Here is a 17846-nt window from a genome sequence, read left to right on the forward strand (position 1 = left end):
CGTGCTATCTTTGCCAGATTTTTAGCAGCATCACTCCCATGGCCCAATCGCTCAGTGTCCGCCATCTGGTGGGTATAAAAGACCTCACTCCATCTGATATTCAGCTCATTTTAGAGACGGCTAGTCAGTTTAAGGAAGTAATCAATCGCCCAATCAAAAAGGTACCTTCTTTGCGCGACGTAACGATCGCCAATGTTTTTTTTGAAAACTCAACGCGCACACGACTATCGTTTGAACTGGCTGAAAAACGTTTATCAGCCGACGTAGTGAATTTTTCAGCGTCGGGCAGCTCGGTAAAAAAGGGGGAAACCCTGCTCGATACGGTCAACAATATTCTGGCCATGAAGGTCGATATGGTGGTGATGCGCCATAGTAGCCCCGGCGCTCCGCACTACCTCACCAAGCACATTAAAGCCAACGTAGTGAATGCAGGCGACGGTACGCACGAGCATCCCACTCAAGCCCTGCTTGACTCGTTTTCGATCCGGGAAAAACTCGGCGACGTAGCCGGCAAACGGATTGCCATTATCGGCGACATTACCCATTCCCGCGTTGCGCTGTCGAATATTTTCTGTTTGCAGAAGCAGGGAGCCGACGTAATGGTCTGTGGCCCGAAGACACTTATTCCAAAGCATATTGAATCGCTCGGCGTTAAAGTCGGCCACGATGTTCGGGCAGCATTGGCCTGGTGCGACGTAGCAAACGTGCTACGTATTCAGCTGGAGCGCCAACAGATTAAGTATTTTCCGTCTTTACGTGAATATTCGCTTTACTACGGTATTTCGAAACAAATGCTCGACGAGCTGGATCGCCCTATTGTCCTGATGCACCCCGGCCCAATTAACCGCGGTGTCGAGCTAACATCTGACGCGGCTGATTCAGCTCATAGTATTATTCTGGATCAGGTCGAAAATGGCGTTGCCGTACGTATGGCTGTACTCTACTTACTAGCCCAGCTTTAAGCACCTAGATTCTATAAGATTAATATCAGCACAGAGCTACCTCTTTTGGGTAGCTCTATTGCTACATGAGCAAGCAATTTTACTTAAGTAATCAACAATTACTGCCTTTAGTAGTTCTATACGAGATTAAAATGCGTATAAATACAAATGATGTCTCAATGTGTAGACTAAGCAAAAATTAAGCGAATCTCTTTTTAATACAAGACACGCTTACCCATAAAATATTAATATCCAGCCAATTATAAGACTAAACAAACAAAAAATCTTGCCTGATTTTTATTATTTACCTAAATAATACAATTAGTAAATTGTTAAAAAATGTGAATTTTTCTGCTCAAATTCCTCTCTTTCCTCAATCAGCGTAAACCAAAATCCTAATCACGTCGTTGTCATTACAAGGATTTTAATGCCTTTTTAATGTTAATATTTATTTTGAAATATGGCGGTTAATACGCACCATCCCCCACCATCGCCGTTCCGACGATTGATGCGGCTGCTGGGTACAGAACGAAAAGATATCGTCTACACACTTTTATTTGCCATCATCACAGGCATAATCGGCCTCACACTACCACTTGGTATTCAGGCCGTTTTCAATTTGGTTTCCAGTGGTATGCTGTTCAGCTCCGTATACGTAATGATCGGTCTGGTCATTATTGGCGTACTCGTGGGCGGGCTCTTAACAGTTGTCCAATACACACTGGTTGAGATTATCCAGCAACGAATTTTCGTTAAAGCAGCTTTTGAATTCACCTACCGTTTACCACGTATCAAACCCGAGGCATTAAATGCTTATTACCCACCGGAATTAATGAACCGATTTTTCGACATGGTCACCCTACAAAAGGGTATGTCGAAAATCCTGATTGATCTGCCTTCGGCAATCATTCAGATTTTGTTCGGGATCATTCTACTGTCTTTTTATCATCCTGTTTTCATTGGATTTGGCGTAGTGACCTTGCTGGTTATTTACGGTGTTGTTCGTCTGTTTGGACCAGAGGGGACTTATACGAGCATTAAAGAATCGAGCGACAAATATCAGGTTGTTGGCTGGCTCGAAACATACTCGCTGGCCGTATCCCAAAATCGTGCGCTAGATGACCCACGCGAACCCATCGATCAGATTGATCAGCACCTGGCCAGTTATCTAAAAAACCGGAACAAGCATTTTAGCATTCTCAAACGATTTTACTATACCTCGATTGCTTTCCGCATGCTGGTTACGGGCGGTTTATTGATTTTAGGTACCTCGCTGGTCGTGAGTCGCGAAATGTCGTTGGGCCAATTTGTTGCTTCAGAGCTAGTTATCGTATTAGTGACAGCTGCTGTCGACAAATTAATTTCCAGCTTCGACACAATTTTCGATATGCTGGCCAGCATTGAAAAAATTGGAATGGTAACCGATTTACCCATCGAAACAGATACACCAGCCCATGCTTAATATATCGAATCAGGAAATTGACGCCGAGCAGGTTATAGCTGCCCATCCGCTCAAATCCTTACAGAAACTTCCGCATCCGCGAAGCAGCCGGAAACTAGGCCGCTGGATGTTGTTTTTTCTGATTTTAACCATCATTATCCTCTTCCTGCCCTGGCGGCAGAACATCAGTGGTACAGGTACAATAACGGCTCTTTCGCCACAGGATCGCCCTCAATCGCTCCAGAATGCGATTGCTGGCCGAATCGAACACTGGTCGATACAGGAAGGTCAGTACGTGAAGAAAGGCGATACGTTGCTGATTATTTCCGAAATAAAAGACGAGTATTTCGATCCAAACCTGCCACAGCGACTCCGCGAACAGTTGGAAGCGAAAGAAGGCTCACGTATAGCCAACGACGCTAAAATCAATGCGCTGGACGGTCAGATGCGGGCGCTGGGCGAAGGCGTTAAAGTAGATCTTGCTTCGGCTCGTAACCGAGTCAAACAAAGCCAGTTACAGGTACGAATCGACAGCGCTGACCTGGAAGCCATTCGCCGAAATTATCAGATTGCGGTGGCCCGGCTCGAACGGTATGAGAAGGGCTTTAAAGATGGTTTGTTTTCGCTGACCGACCTGGAAAGCCGACGAATCACGCTTCAGCAGGATTATGCGAAAGTTATCGTTCAGGAAAACAAACTGGACGTATCACGTCAGGCATTAACCAATGCGCGACTTAATCTGCAATTGATTCAGGCAAAATATGAGCAGGAAATAGCCAAAACGTTGTCGGACCGGAGTTCGGCAGTATCGAGTAAGGCCAGCGCTAACAATGAAATTGCCGTTATGCGTAATAAAATTGGCAACGTAAACGTACGTCGCGGTCTTTACGTGATTCGTGCCCCACAGAACGGCTACATTGTCCGCGCTCTCAAGGCTGGTATTGGCGAAACAATCAAAGAGGGCGAATCGATTGCTACGTTGCAGCCCGACAATCCGGCAATGGCCGTTGAACTCTACGTCCGTGCCATGGACGTACCGTTGATCCAGCGGGGCCGTATTGTGCGACTCCAGTTCGACGGCTGGCCAGCTATTCAGTTTTCGGGATGGCCGGCCGTTGCTGTCGGTACGTTTGGAGGTAAAGTGGCCGTTATTGATGCCGTCAGCAGCACGGATGGTAAATATCGGTTGTTAGTACGTCCCGAGGTAATGCCGGGTGATCAGCCCTGGCCCAGACAATTACGGGTAGGATCTGGCGTAGTAGGCTGGGTGATGCTCGACGATGTTCCCATCTGGTATGAAATATGGCGGCAGCTCAACGGATTTCCACCAAGTTTAAAACAAGAACCTGATAAGGCTGAAAAATAATGAAACCACACCTCTCTTACAGTTTGATTGGGGGTTTCCTACTTTGGTCAAGTTCTCTTTTCGGACAGCAAACACCCGCTCCTATCAATGCACCAGGTGGATTGATACCGCCAGTGGAAACGAACGTTCTATCACGTACGGTCATTGCTACATCGGGTACTACGTCAGGCGCGGTAACTCCCCCAAAGAACCTAACGCTGGCAACCGACACGTTGCCAACCTTTACGGCAGAAGAGTTCTACCAGGCGGTATTGCAACACCATCCTATCGTAAAACAGGCTACGTTGCTAAGCCAGGAAGCCCAAACGCAGGTTTTGCAGGCACGTGGGGCGTTCGACCCTAAACTGTTGACTGATTACGCCAAAAAGAACTTCGGCAATACATTGTATTACGAAAAATGGCGGTCGGGCCTATCGGTACCTGTGTTGCCGGGGGGACTTGATGTAAAGATGTATTACGACCGTAATGTCGGTAAATACCTGAATCCCGAAAATAACGTACCGCCGACTGGTCTTCTGAACCTGGGGCTAAACGTACCGATTACCCAGGGATTACTGATCGATTCACGGCGAAACACGTTACGTCAGGCCCAATTGTCGGTCAATATGGCCGAAGCCAAACAGCTCGACCTGATTAACAAAACGCTGCTCAACGCAGCCAAAGCCTATTGGGACTGGTATCAGGCCTATCAGCAATTTCGCTGGCTTGAGCAAGGGTACCAACTAGCCCAGACACGATTTCTGGCTATTCGGGAACGTAATCTGATCGGTGATGCCGCTGCAGTTGATACAACCGAGGCACTGATTACGGCTCAGGATCGTCTGGTACAATTGCAACAGGCCGATGTTCAGTTGCAAAATACACGCCTGCTGCTTAGTACATTTCTGTGGAGTAGTCAATCGGATGCCATACCCCAGCCGATTGATTTACCGGCTACGGTCGTTCCGCAGGCGGCTCCGCTCAACCAGGCCAATCAGATTCAGATTCAGGAGCTGGTCGAACGAGCGTCACAGCGACATCCCGAACTGATTCGGCTCAGCAATCGGCAACAGCAGTTAACCCTTGAAGAGCGTTATCGTAGGTCATTGCTGTTACCGAAAGTAAATCTGGAAGCCATGTTGTTAAGCCGGGGACCATTGCCCGCCGGTGCCGCCGATGGTGTCAATTACTACGGTTTTCAAACGGATAATCATAAAATTGGCATTGATCTGGCCTTCCCGATTTTTCTACGTTCGGAACGGGGCAGGCTTCGGCAGGTTCAGCTACAGAATCAGCAAACAGGTCTCGAACGGCAGCAGGCAGGCCGCGATATTGTCAACGATGTGCAACGTGCCTGGAACGAACTGGCTGCTCTTGAACGACAAATTACTACGCAGCAGCAAACAACAGCGAATCAGCAGATTCTGGTGCGGGCCGAAGTAGAGAAGTTTCAGTTGGGCGAAAGTTCCCTGTTTCTGGTCAACAGCCGGGAGTCGAAGCTGATTGATCTTCAGGTAAAACTGGAAGAACTTCGTTCGAAACAACAGAAAGCCCTGGCTAGCCTATGGTATGCTGCTGGCTCTAACGTAAGCACACGGTAAGCAGTAATCAGGGTCATAAAACAAAAGCAGGGGCTACCACGTGGTAGCCCCTGCTTTTGTTTTATGACCCTAAATGCGTTATTTCACTACGTAGCCTACTCATACAACCTCATCAATGAAACACCCCTCTACATTCTTCCCACTTTTTTTTCTGTGTTTTTTGTGCCTTACGCACTACGTGCACGCGCAGGACGATGTACTCCGGCAATTGCAGGAAATCGCCATCATCGAACAAAAAATAATGATGCCCATGCGCGATGGCGTTCGACTGGCAACCGACATTTATCGTCCTAAAACGGATCAAAAAGTCCCCATTGTTTTCTCGAAAACACCCTACAACTTCAACAGCTGGGGCGACGGCGAACAAAAGCCCAATACGTATCAGGCAGCGCTCGACGCCGTAAAACGAGGCTATGCGTATGTTGTTCAGAACGAACGCGGTAAATTCTTCTCGGAAGGCGACTGGGATATTCTGGGGCCACCCACTACCGACGGTTACGATGCATTTTCCTGGATGGCCAAACAACCCTGGTCGAATGGCAAGATTGGTACGTATGGTTGCTCCTCAACGGCCGAATGGCAGATGGCCGTAGCAGCCCTGGATCATCCGGCTCATGCTGCCATGGTTCCAATGGGGTTTGGTGCGGGTGTTGGGCGAGTCGGACCCTTTTATGAGCAAGGTAACTGGTACCGGGGTGGCGCACAGCAGATGCTGTTTACGGCCTGGCTATACGGTACGCAGGTCGATCAGTTTGCACGCCCACTTTTCCCTAAAACCGCCACCAGCGACGACCTGACCCGTGTTTCGCGCTTTTATGATCTGGCGCCTGAAATGCCTAAAGTCGACTGGTCGCAAGGATTGAAATTCCTGCCGGTTCAGGACATTATCAAAAATGTAAATGGTCAGAAAGGGATCTACGAAAAAATGATCGCCCGTAAACCGAATGATCCCGATTGGTACAAAGGCGGACTCTATCACGACAATATGCCGTTTGGTGTTCCGAGCTACTGGTTTGCGTCCTGGTATGACGTATCGACCGGGCCTAATCTGGCTCTATTCAATCACGTTCGCAAAAACGCCACTGATCCGCAGGTTCGTGATAATCAGTATCTGGTCATTGCTCCTACCCTACACTGTGCTTACAAACGGGCCACGGCTAATACCGTCGTGGGCGAACGTAGCGTGGGCGACGCCCGGCTGGATTACGACACCATGATTTATGGCTGGTTCGACCATTGGCTTAAAGGCGGTAATAGCGACGTAGTAAAAAATATGCCCCGTGTCAAATACTACACAATGGGTTCTAACAAATGGCAGACCTCCGATACATGGCCCCCGGCTAATATCGACATGACGACGTATTATCTGTCGAGCGGTGGACGAGCCAATAGTCTATATGGTAACGGTAAACTGACAACCAAGCCATTGGGGAAAGACGAAAAACCGGACTCCTTTGCTTACGACCCCGCCTACCCGGTACCTTCCTATGGCGGCAATGTATGCTGCACCGGCAATGCCGTTCAGGGTGGCTCCTTTGATCAGCATCAGATGGAAACACGGCAGGATATTCTGGTTTATACAACCGAGCCCTTCGCCGAGGGCGTTGAACTTACCGGCTCAATCGAACCGACGCTCTACGTATCATCGGATGCTAAAGACACCGATTTTACGGTTAAGCTGATTGATGTATATCCCGATGGCAAAGCCTATAATCTGGACGAAACCATACTACGTGCCCGCTACCGCGATGGTTTCGATAAAGAGGTCTGGATGGAAAAAGGGAAAGTGTATAAGCTTACGCTGAGCCCCATGTCGACGAGTAATTTCTTTGCGCCAGGTCATCGCATCCGGATTGAAATATCGAGCAGTAATTTTCCGCGATTTGACCGAAATATGAATACGGGTGGCGATAATTATACCGAATCAAAGGGAGTTATTGCGCATAATCAGATTATTCACACAGCGCAGTATCCGTCACAAATTCGATTGCCAGTTGTGAAAAAGTAGTTTTTCCATTACCATCTTTGACAAAGTTCTAAACTTTGTCAAAGATCAAGCGAGCGGATCATTCCAGAAAGCATTTTGGAATGATCCGCTTTTCTTTTTTTATACCTAAGATGTTGATCAGTTTGTGCCAAACAGCATAATCGTAGACACGAAACAAGATGCTGTTGGAGACAACTCACCACTTGACTTGAAGCCTAAACACACGTACCAGAGCAGGCTAAAGTTTAAAATTTTATTTGTAAAGAGTCTAAATAAAAAAATGTTTCCTACTTTTGCAGCCGATTCCAAATACAACTATGAAGAGAAAAATACATCTGCTGCTTTGGTGTCTCTGTCTTGGCAGCGGTATCGCGCTTGCTCAAACTGGTGGCATTCGTGGCAAGATTACATCAGCTGACGGTAATCCAGTAGAATCAGTTACGGTACATCTGAAAGGCACTCGTTATGGTACGCTGTCAACAGACGAGGGCACGTATGAATTGAAAAACATTAAAACTGGAGAGTACACGCTTCAAATTTCCCTGATTGGCCTGGAAACGCGGGAGCAGGCTATCAGCGTACAGGCCGGTCAGGTTACTGATGTAGCCGTTATTTCGCTAAATGAGAATACGAATCAACTCCAGGAGGTGATGGTAACAGCCGGGCGAGGCAAATACACCGATCCTAACATATCATCGTCGCTACGTCTGGCCGCTCCTATTGTCGAAATTCCGCAGAACATTCAGGTTATCACCAGCAAAGTACTGTCCGATCAGTTGGTAACCAGCATGAGCGACGGCGTAATCCGCAATATCAGCGGAGCCACCAAACTCGAACACTGGGGCGACATGTATTCGCGGGTCAATGCCCGGGGTGGGCGACTATCAGCGTTCCGTAATGGCATGAACATTACCTCTAGCTGGGGACCCTTGAACGAAGACATGAGCTTTGTCGATCATATTGAGTTTGTGAAAGGCCCAGCTGGCTTCATGATGTCGAACGGCGACCCGACGGGGATTTATAACGTAGTGACAAAACGGCCAACGGGAGTCACGAAAGGCGAAGCCAGTCTGATTCTGGGTAGCTATGACTTCTACCGGGCCACGCTTGATCTGGATGGCAAACTTAGTGCTGACGGCCGATTGCTCTATCGCTTCAATGCAATGGGGCAGACGAAGAACTCCTTCCGTCCCAATGAATTCAACAATCGCTACAGTATAGCTCCCGTCATCAGTTATCGTTTGAACGATCGTACTACGCTCACAGCCGAATACATTTACCAGTATTCGAAGATGTCGAACGTAGGCAGCTACTACCTGTTCGATACCCGTGGCTATGCAACGCTACCCCGCGACTACACCTTTGCCGAGCGCGGCCTTGATCCAACCACCATCAACGACCACAACCTGACCGTAAATATTCAGCATCAGATCAACTCAGACTGGAAAATCACGGCACAGGGTTCTTATTTCAACTACCAGCAAGTAGGCAGTTCGATGTGGGTAAATTCGGTAAACCCTAACGGCGATATTATCCGCAATGTCAGTATCTGGGACGCATCGAACATCATGAAATTCGGGCAGGTCTATGTCAATGGAACAGCACAGACGGGCGGTATCCAACATCGCGTACTGGCTGGTCTGGACCTGGGCAACAAAGAATACATGGCCGACTGGAATCAGGCATTTGATCTGGACACAGTAGGTTCATTTAATATTTATAGCGCCAACCGGGCGGCAACGCCCTATTATGGTTTCCGCTCTTTTGACCGGAGCCGCCCCCTTGTTCAACGGGCGGGGCCTTATGGTGTACTCATGCAATCCTACACGGGTGCCTATTTGCAGGATGAACTGGGTTTCCTTAATAACCGCATCCGCCTGACACTGGCTGGCCGTTACACCGACGTTAGAGATAATTCGTACGGCACCGTCACGAATGGCAAACGCTTTACGCCACGCGTAGGATTGAGTTTCTCAATCGACCCACAGACGTCCATATACGCTCTATACGATCAGTCTTTCGTACCACAAACAGGTATTCGGCGCGATGGTGGCGAGGTCAAACCAGTAACGGGTAACAACCGGGAAATTGGTCTGAAACGCGACTGGTTTGATGGCCGCTGGAGTACAACGCTTACGCTGTATAGCATTCTGCAAAACAACCAGAGTTCCGCCGACCCCACCAACACCGCCGGAGAGCAATATATTATTCAGTTTGGGCAGACTAAAACCCAGGGTCTTGAATTTGACCTGCGGGGCGAAATTGTTCGCGGTCTGAACCTGGTTGCCAACTATGCGCTTACGGATTCCAAAATTTCTCGTTCGGCAACCGAATCGCTGGTAGGTAACAAAGTGCCGGGCTATGCCAAGCACAATGCCAATGCCTGGTTAAGCTATCGGGTTCAACAAGGCGCACTACGTGGTTTTGGCGCATCGCTGGGCTTCACGTATCAGGGCGAACGTACCACCTGGGCCTGGACTGGCGCAACGGGTCAGCAAGCGTTGCCCGATTACTTCAAACTCGACGGCGGTTTGTTCTGGGAACAGGATCGGTTCCGGGTTACTGCCAACGTATTTAATCTAACGGACGCTTATTTGTATTCAGGCTCACCGTATCTGTCATTCTACTACTGGCAGGCTGAACCAGGCCGAAACTCGCGCATTGGTGTAAGCTATCGATTCTAGTCGGATTACCTTCCTTTTTTATAGAAGTCGCGCTCATTGGCAACCGGTCAATAGCGCGACTTTTGTATCTTTATACATGTTTCGACTTCGGGATAGTTGTTACGTAGCAGTCAGTATGGACAGTGCTGAACAAATCCGGAAAACGTTCTGTTCTCTCGATACAGTGTTCATGGCTATTTACGATTCAACGTACCGACATTTCAGTCAACCACTCATTAACCTATGAAAGGCTTTCAGTTCTCAAATTATATTCCGCCCGAGCAGAAAGAAGGCAGCAACTTCGACAAGCTGCTTAATATTTTTCAGCAACTTCTGCTGCTAACCTCGGGCGATGTGGAGCAGGCGATGTCGTGGATGAACCAGCTCGATCGTCAATACGGCCTGACCGACGACAAATACGGGATCGGTAATTTCTTCGATGACCTCAAAGAGAAAGGGTATCTGACCGAAGATAACCAGGAAGGACGTATTGTGATGACCCCGAAAAGTGAGCAGACCATCCGACGGTCGGCCCTGGACGAAATATTCGGGAAGTTGAAACGCTCAAAATCGGGCGGCAATCACAACACGCCCTATTCGGGGTCCGGGGATGAACTGAGCAGCGACCTTCGTACCTATCAGTTTGGCGATACGCTGGAGCAAATCTCGATGACCGAGTCCATTAAAAACGCCCAAATCAATAGCGGTGTCGACGATTTTCGGCTTATGGAACGGGATCTGGAAGTAACGGAGAAAGAGCAGAAAACGCAGACGTCGACGGTGCTGATGATCGACATCAGCCATTCTATGATTCTGTACGGCGAAGACCGCATTACGCCCGCCAAGAAAGTGGCGCTGGCACTGGTCGAACTGGTGAAACAGAAGTATCCGAAAGATACGCTCGACATTGTCGTATTCGGTAATGATGCCTGGCAGATACAGGCCAAAGAACTTCCCTATCTGGAAGTCGGTCCGTATCATACCAATACGGTGGCAGGACTCGAACTGGCTATGGATTTGCTACGTCGGCGGAAGAATAAGAACAAACAGATTTTCATGATCACCGACGGAAAACCGACCTGTTTGAAAGAAGGCATCAAGTACTATAAGAACTCGTTTGGCCTTGACCGGAAGGTTGTCAGCAAAACGCTTACGCTAGCCGCTCAATGCCGTCGTCTGGAAATTCCGATCACTACGTTTATGATTGCCTCCGATCCTTATCTGAAGCAATTCGTACAGGAATTTACGAAGGTCAATAATGGCCGCGCGTACTACAGCGGATTGCAAGGCCTGGGGAATATGATGTTTGAAGATTTTCAGCGCAACCGCCGGAAGAATATTAAGGGGTAAATAGTACGAGTAGTACTAGTTTTTTGTCATCCCGACGGCAGGAGGGATCTTCGATGTCCAACGTTTCTTTTTTCTACCGAAGATCCCTCCTGCCGTCGGGATGACAAAAAATATCGTTTAGTTATCAGGCAATCTGGTTCTGATCACGACTGAAAAAGTAGCAGACAGGCAGCCGGGACGAGAAATAACGAAATAACCGATGAAAAGGTGACCAGGATCGACGCGTTTTCCGTTTCGGTGTCGATAAAGGTGGCAAACACAACCAGGTTAGCCGCAATCGGGAATGATGCCATAAGTAGCATCAATTTTTGTTCATCGCCTTCTAATTGTCCAATCAGCACAGATTCCAGCCAGACCAGCGCTCCCAGTATGACAGCCGCTGCTACGTAGCGCACGGCCATTAATTTGCTGAACAAGCGATAATCGACCTTCTTCACATCAACCGACGTTAGTGTGATACCAATAATGGTCATACCCAGCGCCGACAACGTCCAGCTTACGCCTTTCGTGACTGGTTCCAGCGACTCGGGCATTTTGAAACCATAGGCGTTGGCAATGATGGCGGCCAACAAGGCGTAAATAGCCGGAATTTTCAGGACATTCTTGATCGAATCACCAACGCCCATGTCTTTACTGCGCGAAATCAGGTAGTAGCCTACGGTATCGCCGTACAGTACGTTCCCCATGTAAGCACTGATTATCAATGGCATCTTCTCTTCGCCGAATAGAGCCATTACAACCGGAATTCCAAACCAGCCGATGTTGAAGTACGAAAAAGAACAACGTAGCAAATCCTGATTGATGTCGCCACCTAATCGTCCGGCTAGCTGAGCTGGCAGATTCATGAGTGCAGCCAACAGAAAAATAATCGACATAGCCGTTGCCAGCTGAGCCGGTTCGGCCTTCAGGATATTATCGAAAATAACCAGCGGAATCAGAACATACAGCAGCAACTTCGAAATAGGTTTGCTTTTCAGACCGAGCCACCGACTGGCAACGTACCCAAGTATGATAAAACCGTACAGCGGTACAACACTAGTAAGCAACTCGTTCAGTACGTTCATGCTGGATTCGTTTGATAATCGATTGCGTTAGTGGATCGATTCGGGCAACATTAAACCAAACCGAGTTGGTATCGAACAACTCACCAACGAGCAGGTGTCCAATCCCATAAGCAGGCGCATCGCCCAGATTAGGTACGTAGAGCTGCATGGTATTGACGTCGGCTTGTACCCCGCCCGCTTCGCAGGGAACCAGCTGTTTTTTGGCCAGTAGCTGCTCCAGAACGGGCACCAGCATTTTTTCGGCTTTGATCGCCGGTCCGGTTGCATTAATCACATAATCGGCCTGATCGGTAAATCCTTTTTCCGTCGTCATCGTAAAACACTCGCTCGTATCGTCCCAGGTTATTTGATCCGAATAGGCCGTAACGGTTACCTGGCCTGACGCCAGCAAATCGCGGAGTATGTAGGCATTTTTGAGCGGAATAGCGTGTCGGTTAATGTCGGAATAAGGCTTAAGCCATTTTGAGAACCGGATTCGCTCATCCTGCGGTAGTAATTGCCAGATAGCAAACGAACTGTAACGAGTCGAGTAAAGAATATTCTGAAAAATGCTATCACCCTGAAGTGCCTGCTCAATATCGTCAGTCAACAGATCGAGCTGCGATTTACCGACTCGCCGAAACTGCTTCCAGTCCAGCGGACCTCGTATTCGCTCGACTTCTTCCCGAAACAACCGAAATAAGTCGCTGGCCCGTAACGCCCGCTTCTGTTCCCTCATAATCCGCCGAACATTCCCGATGGTCAGTACTTGCCGATCGAACGGAACTTCTTCCGGCGATTGTACGCGGGGAAGCAGCCCATCTTTCGAATACAATTTAATGGGGCCTTGGTGACCATTATTGATGAGTGTAATAATGGCATCGATAGCTGTCAGACTAGCTCCCAGTACGCACACCGACGCATCTTTGTCCGTAATTGTATTCAGAATGCGACCAGCGGGCCAGGGCGAATCCAGATAATGGGGCGAGTCTTCCAACTCGTTAAAGTTATTGGACTTGGGCGTTCCCGTTGCCAGTACCAGTACATCAGCCTCAATAGTACGCCCTGATTCGAGAACGACGGTAGCGCCCTCTTCAGTGATGGTAGCATCAACTGCCAGCTCATGATACAGATTGACGGTCATGCCGTGTTGACGGGCCAGTTCAACGTATTCGTTGACTATCTCTTTGAGATATGTTCCATAGAGTTCGCGGGGCGGATAACTATGCTCATCAGTCGCGATGCCGGGGTATTCAGCATCGATTAACTCACGGTGTTTAGCCATCCAGTCAACGAAGTGGTTTTGTTCGTGAGCGAATATACCCATCAACCCAGCCGACGTATTGAGCAGATGCCCTTTCTGGCCTGTATCGTAAGCCAGCCCCGGCCCTATTTCTTCCCGTTTCTCGATAAGAGCAAACGACACCGGCTCCGGCTCGGGAGCCACTATTAGTTTCAACACGAGGTGAATGAACGTAGCCGTCCCACAGGCTCCCCCTCCTACAATTGCAATCGTTCGCTGGTCCATTTTTCGTAAAGAAGCAGGGTAATCGAATCAAGATGATCCGCAATGATCCTGCTTCTTTAACCTCTTTTTAATGCTATTGTTATGGTTTTTTAGCCCCTGCTACCTGCATTTGTAAGGTATAAATCGATTCCGATGCCGTAATAAACAGCATCCGTCGGTCTGCTCCACCAAAGCAGATATTACCTGTCCAGTCTTCGTCGACCGGTATCTGGGCTATTTTTTCGCCAGCCGCGCTATAGACCGTTACGCCGTCGCCCCCGGTCAGATATAGGTTACCACGTTCGTCGAGAATCATGCCGTCGGAACCCTGTTCGACAAACAGTTGGCGGTTGCTCAGACTCGCATCAGGATTTATGTCGTACCGATACGTTTTGTCATCGTCAATATCGGCCACGTAAAGGCGCTGTCCATCAGGAGTGCCAATAATACCATTGGGCTTTACGTAATCGGTATCGATCTTTTCGGGCTGCGACGATCCATAGGGCAGAAAATACAGATGTTCCCCATCGATGTCGGGCCCATCATGTTTCCAGTAATCCCGTTCGTAATACGGATCGGTAAAATAGATATTACCCGTTGCATCGACCCAGAGATCGTTGGGCCCGTTGAGTCGACTCCCCTTATGATCGGTCATTAGCACCGTTACGTCTCCCTGCGGGCTGATCGACCAGATTTCGTTGTTTTCGTCGGCGCAGGTTACTAAGTTACCGGACGGATCGAAATACATTCCGTTCGAGCGTCCAGCCTTCTCCTTGAATACCGACAACGTACCATCAGTGCTATACCGCCAAATCCTGTCGTTTGGCTGATCGGTAAAAAACACATTACCTGCTTCGTCCACGGCAGGGCCTTCGGTAAAACTAAACTGATTGGATACGCGGATTAACGTAGCGCCGGGCGCTATGAGATTGGTTGTATCGAAAGCAGTAAAAACCTCCTGTTCAGATTGAGCCATAGTTTTTGCAATAAGGGTTATTGTATCATGTCCTGAAAAAAGAACCGCCACCGCCAACCGCTTGTTTATAAATAAACGGGTTCATGTGTCCTGAAAAGCTAACAACCCCTGCCCTCTATGACATTTTCTGACAACGCCATTGCCTATTACAACTCCCTTGCCGCACCGACCAACCTGCCTCCTACCGTCGACGTACTGAATCCCTATCAGGAGCCACCGGTGAAAGCCATTGTTGAGGAGTTTTACACACGCTTTTTTAATGATAACCGACCGCGTGTGTTTGTGCTGGGAATTAATCCAGGCCGGTTCGGTGCGGGCGTAACGGGCATTTCCTTTACGACACCTCAGAATCTGCGCCGGTATTGCGGTATCGACAACGACCTGCGCGATACACCTGAATTGTCGAGCCGGTTTATTTACCAGATTGTGGAAGCGTTTGGTGGTGCCAGGGACTTTTATAGCCGTTTTTTTCTGACCTCATTATTTCCGCTGGCGCTAACAAAAGGTGGGAAAAATTACAACTTCTACGACGATCGCCTAACGACCGAAGCTCTTTGGCCTGCTATTACCAATACCGTTCGGACCCAGCTTGCGTTTGGCGGTGACAGACGTGTAGCCGTTTGTCTGGGGCGAAAAAACGAAACCTATCTCCAGCGACTCAACAAGCAGCAGGGCTTTTTTGACCGTATCGTTACGCTCGACCACCCCCGCTATATTTTGCAGTATAAAACCAAAGATGTTGACCAGTATCTGGACACCTATATTGCTACGTTACATGACTGTCTGGAAAGCCAATAAAAAATCGGCCTGTATTCAGGCCGATCGAACAATCAACAATTCAGGACAGATGTAGAGGCAGTACTACGTTCGTGTCAGAACCATTGTCATGGTTGTCTGAACCATATCTCCGTTTACACCCTCTATATCTTTCTGGGAGCTTAAGGTAACGGTATTCCCATGAACAACGGTGTCGTAGGTTTCTACCGAGCCGTCAGACTCTATTATCGTCAGCTTATTACCCTTCATTGACCATTGTGCTTCGTCAGCGATTGGTGTAATCTCGTTGATTTCATCGATACGCTCTTTGCCATCAATGCTATCATCCCCTTCCTGGCAGGAGATGGGATTAAGCGCCGATGCCGTACCGTTACTATCAAAGGTAAATGTTAGCTCTTGTAAGCATGATTCGGCGCCAAGATTGACCAGCAATTGATAAAAATCATCGATCTTACCAAAGTAATTCGTCTCAACAGCTGGATTAACAGTCATGCTGGCTATTTTCCAGCTTCCCTCAATGGAGCCCGGAACAACCGCCGGTCTGTTGGTTTCTTTCGTACAATTACTAAGCCACAAGGGCAGGGCTATCAGCAAAGCCCAGCTTAGTAAACGGTAGTGATCTCTTTTCTTCATTCGCTTTATAGAATAGGTCGTATTAAAAGCCAAAAATGAAGCATAAAGGCCAAAGCCAGTCATACGATTCCTTGTATTTAGTAAACGGCAGACCTATCTACCCATACGCTGGCAACCGGTCAATTCATTCTGGTACAAACCTTTCCCATGTCTAAAAGCTTAGCGTTTCTATTTGCCGGAAGGCATAAAAAAAGACCGTCCACCAGTAGTGGGCGGTCGTGAATGACGTAGCATTATTGATTTATGCTTTGGTCATTTCCAGCGTCATGGTGTAGGTTTCATCTTTGCCATCGCCATCCAAATCATCGGTTTCCTTAGCTGACAATTTCAACGTATTACCACTTACTACGACGTCATACGTTGTTACGTCGGAACCGCTGGTAATCGTTAGTTTGTTGCCATCCAACCGCCAGCTCGAATTTTCTTCAATCGGGTTCATATCATCAGACGTATCACATTTGTTACCCGCCTTGCCGGTAATTTTACCGTTACTGTTAAATGTAACGACCGTAGTCGTCAAACACTCAACGGCATCATTTCCAAGGCCACCTGGCAGTGATTTTAGCGCAGCCAGTAAATCATTGCTTTTTTGACCATTTCCCAAAAAATCTATGGCCGGATCAACCTTATAACCTGATATACGCCAATTGCCTTCAATAGCGGAAGTAGACGGTGCAACAGCGTCATCTTTTTTGGAACAGCTTCCAAACCAGAAAGGCATTACCGCAATAAAAACCCAGGCGAGCGATCGGGAGAAATAACTTCTTTTCATAAAGCGCTATTGTGAAAAATATGAACAAATAGGATTCGAGATCAAAAGTCATCAATAGCCTACTTTCCCTATTCCAATCGTTGAGTAAACGGTCTAATCGGTTCGTAAACGGTCCTGTTTCGCTACGTTTACCAGCAAAAAAGGCAGCCCATTTTTCAATAGGCTGCCTCAACCGGATGAGAGAATACTACTTATGCACGCTTAAATTCGATGATTGTAGTGTAATTGTCGATTACGCCGTCGCCATCCAAATCGTCCTGCTCGTTAATGCTCCAGGTCATTGTGTTTCCACTAACAACCAGATCGTACGTTTGAGCTCCGTCGCTGTCAGTAATGGTCAGTTTATTGCCATTTACTTTCCAGGTAGAGTTATCGGACGCCGGACTCAGATCGTCAGCACCAGCCGACTGACATTTTGGAGAGGCAACACCCGTTACTTTACTGTTACTGTTGAATGTAATTTTAGAGTCGGTTAGACAAGCTATTACTTCTTCGCCAAGATATTGCTTAATGAGAGCCAGGTAATCCTGAGTCTGGTTACCCATTTTCAGCTGGATACCCGATACTTTCCAGCTTCCTTCTACTCCGTTCGGTGTCAGTACGTCGCCACCGTTTTCTTTTTTACAACTGCTCATCCAGAATGGCATTGCCACTACAAATGCCCAAATGAGTATACGACCTAGTTTCATTAGATTTGTGTTTATAGAATGATTGAGTTCCTTTGACTGACACAAAAGTATAGGGCCACATACAGGCTCACACGGGCAATCGGGATGAACAGTAAAAAGCATTTAACGAAGTGTCATAAGC

The 17846-nt window shown here is 48.0% G+C and carries 14 protein-coding genes; 8 read left to right on the plus strand and 6 right to left on the minus strand.

Going from position 1 to position 17846, the window contains the following annotated elements:
* The first annotated feature begins 38 nt into the window (after positions 1 to 38).
* The 7 genes from GK108_RS23260 to GK108_RS23290 all read left to right on the plus strand — a co-directional run bounded on the left by GK108_RS23260 (position 39) and on the right by GK108_RS23290 (position 11328).
* Positions 39 to 962: an aspartate carbamoyltransferase catalytic subunit gene (locus GK108_RS23260; protein WP_163953678.1), complete on the plus strand. Its 924-nt coding sequence runs from the start codon at positions 39 to 41 to the stop codon at positions 960 to 962.
* A 439-nt stretch (positions 963 to 1401) separates the two neighbouring features.
* A complete protein-coding gene (locus GK108_RS23265; protein WP_163953680.1) occupies positions 1402 to 2403 on the plus strand; it encodes an ABC transporter transmembrane domain-containing protein in 1002 nt (333 codons plus the stop codon).
* On the plus strand, positions 2396 to 3748 hold the full coding sequence (locus GK108_RS23270; RefSeq protein ID WP_163953682.1) for an HlyD family secretion protein: 1353 nt from the start codon (positions 2396 to 2398) through the stop codon (positions 3746 to 3748). The genes GK108_RS23265 and GK108_RS23270 overlap by 8 nt, the downstream gene beginning before the upstream one ends.
* Positions 3748 to 5328, plus strand: a complete 1581-nt coding sequence (locus GK108_RS23275) for a TolC family protein (RefSeq protein WP_163953684.1) — start codon at positions 3748 to 3750, stop codon at positions 5326 to 5328. The genes GK108_RS23270 and GK108_RS23275 overlap by 1 nt, the downstream gene beginning before the upstream one ends.
* 115 nt (positions 5329 to 5443) lie before the next feature.
* Positions 5444 to 7336 (plus strand): CocE/NonD family hydrolase, encoded by a 1893-nt coding sequence (locus GK108_RS23280; protein WP_163953686.1) that lies wholly within the window; start codon positions 5444 to 5446, stop codon positions 7334 to 7336.
* 296 nt (positions 7337 to 7632) lie between these two features.
* Positions 7633 to 9999: a TonB-dependent siderophore receptor gene (locus GK108_RS23285; protein ID WP_163953688.1), complete on the plus strand. Its 2367-nt coding sequence runs from the start codon at positions 7633 to 7635 to the stop codon at positions 9997 to 9999.
* A 222-nt stretch (positions 10000 to 10221) separates the two neighbouring features.
* Positions 10222 to 11328: a vWA domain-containing protein gene (locus GK108_RS23290; RefSeq protein ID WP_163953690.1), complete on the plus strand. Its 1107-nt coding sequence runs from the start codon at positions 10222 to 10224 to the stop codon at positions 11326 to 11328.
* Positions 11329 to 11471: 143 nt separating this feature from the next.
* On the opposite strand, the gene GK108_RS23295 is transcribed toward GK108_RS23290, so the two are convergent.
* The 3 genes from GK108_RS23295 to GK108_RS23305 form a co-directional block, all read right to left on the minus strand.
* Positions 11472 to 12392, minus strand: a complete 921-nt coding sequence (locus tag GK108_RS23295; RefSeq protein ID WP_163953692.1) for an AEC family transporter — start codon at positions 12390 to 12392, stop codon at positions 11472 to 11474.
* Positions 12364 to 13899: an FAD/NAD(P)-binding protein gene (locus GK108_RS23300; RefSeq protein ID WP_163953693.1), complete on the minus strand. Its 1536-nt coding sequence runs from the start codon at positions 13897 to 13899 to the stop codon at positions 12364 to 12366. The genes GK108_RS23295 and GK108_RS23300 overlap by 29 nt, the downstream gene beginning before the upstream one ends.
* A 79-nt stretch (positions 13900 to 13978) precedes the next feature.
* Positions 13979 to 14854, minus strand: coding sequence for an SMP-30/gluconolactonase/LRE family protein (locus tag GK108_RS23305; protein WP_163953695.1), 876 nt, complete (start codon positions 14852 to 14854; stop codon positions 13979 to 13981).
* 117 nt (positions 14855 to 14971) lie between these two features.
* Here GK108_RS23305 and GK108_RS23310 point away from each other — a divergent pair, with 117 nt between their 5' ends.
* Positions 14972 to 15652, plus strand: coding sequence for a uracil-DNA glycosylase family protein (locus GK108_RS23310; RefSeq protein WP_163953697.1), 681 nt, complete (start codon positions 14972 to 14974; stop codon positions 15650 to 15652).
* A gap of 63 nt (positions 15653 to 15715) precedes the next feature.
* On the opposite strand, the gene GK108_RS23315 is transcribed toward GK108_RS23310, so the two are convergent.
* The 3 genes from GK108_RS23315 to GK108_RS23325 form a co-directional block, all read right to left on the minus strand.
* Complete coding sequence (locus GK108_RS23315) at positions 15716 to 16264, minus strand: lipocalin family protein (RefSeq protein WP_163953699.1); 549 nt, start codon at positions 16262 to 16264, stop codon at positions 15716 to 15718.
* Between the two features lie 241 nt (positions 16265 to 16505).
* Positions 16506 to 17036, minus strand: a complete 531-nt coding sequence (locus GK108_RS23320; protein ID WP_163953701.1) for a lipocalin-like domain-containing protein — start codon at positions 17034 to 17036, stop codon at positions 16506 to 16508.
* Between the two features lie 191 nt (positions 17037 to 17227).
* Entirely contained in the window at positions 17228 to 17725 is a 498-nt protein-coding gene (locus GK108_RS23325) for a lipocalin-like domain-containing protein (RefSeq protein ID WP_163953703.1), read from the minus strand.
* Positions 17726 to 17846: the final 121 nt, after the last annotated feature.

It is taken from the genome of Spirosoma terrae (genome assembly GCF_010435915.1).
GTDB lineage: Bacteria > Bacteroidota > Bacteroidia > Cytophagales > Spirosomataceae > Spirosoma > Spirosoma terrae.

Excerpts from the sequence above, each read along its gene's own strand:
- GK108_RS23295 (WP_163953692.1), bottom strand. The coding sequence starts at position 12,392 with ATGAACGTACTGAACGAGTTGCTTACTAGTGTTGTACCGCTGTACGGT.
- GK108_RS23315 (WP_163953699.1), bottom strand. The coding sequence starts at position 16,264 with ATGAAGAAAAGAGATCACTACCGTTTACTAAGCTGGGCTTTGCTGATA.
- GK108_RS23270 (WP_163953682.1), top strand. The coding sequence starts at position 2,396 with ATGCTTAATATATCGAATCAGGAAATTGACGCCGAGCAGGTTATAGCT.
- GK108_RS23285 (WP_163953688.1), top strand. The coding sequence starts at position 7,633 with ATGAAGAGAAAAATACATCTGCTGCTTTGGTGTCTCTGTCTTGGCAGC.
- GK108_RS23325 (WP_163953703.1), bottom strand. The coding sequence starts at position 17,725 with ATGAAACTAGGTCGTATACTCATTTGGGCATTTGTAGTGGCAATGCCA.
- GK108_RS23310 (WP_163953697.1), top strand. The coding sequence starts at position 14,972 with ATGACATTTTCTGACAACGCCATTGCCTATTACAACTCCCTTGCCGCA.
- GK108_RS23305 (WP_163953695.1), bottom strand. The coding sequence starts at position 14,854 with ATGGCTCAATCTGAACAGGAGGTTTTTACTGCTTTCGATACAACCAAT.
- GK108_RS23280 (WP_163953686.1), top strand. The coding sequence starts at position 5,444 with ATGAAACACCCCTCTACATTCTTCCCACTTTTTTTTCTGTGTTTTTTG.
- GK108_RS23265 (WP_163953680.1), top strand. The coding sequence starts at position 1,402 with ATGGCGGTTAATACGCACCATCCCCCACCATCGCCGTTCCGACGATTG.
- GK108_RS23300 (WP_163953693.1), bottom strand. The coding sequence starts at position 13,899 with ATGGACCAGCGAACGATTGCAATTGTAGGAGGGGGAGCCTGTGGGACG.
- GK108_RS23260 (WP_163953678.1), top strand. The coding sequence starts at position 39 with ATGGCCCAATCGCTCAGTGTCCGCCATCTGGTGGGTATAAAAGACCTC.
- GK108_RS23290 (WP_163953690.1), top strand. The coding sequence starts at position 10,222 with ATGAAAGGCTTTCAGTTCTCAAATTATATTCCGCCCGAGCAGAAAGAA.
- GK108_RS23275 (WP_163953684.1), top strand. The coding sequence starts at position 3,748 with ATGAAACCACACCTCTCTTACAGTTTGATTGGGGGTTTCCTACTTTGG.
- GK108_RS23320 (WP_163953701.1), bottom strand. The coding sequence starts at position 17,036 with ATGAAAAGAAGTTATTTCTCCCGATCGCTCGCCTGGGTTTTTATTGCG.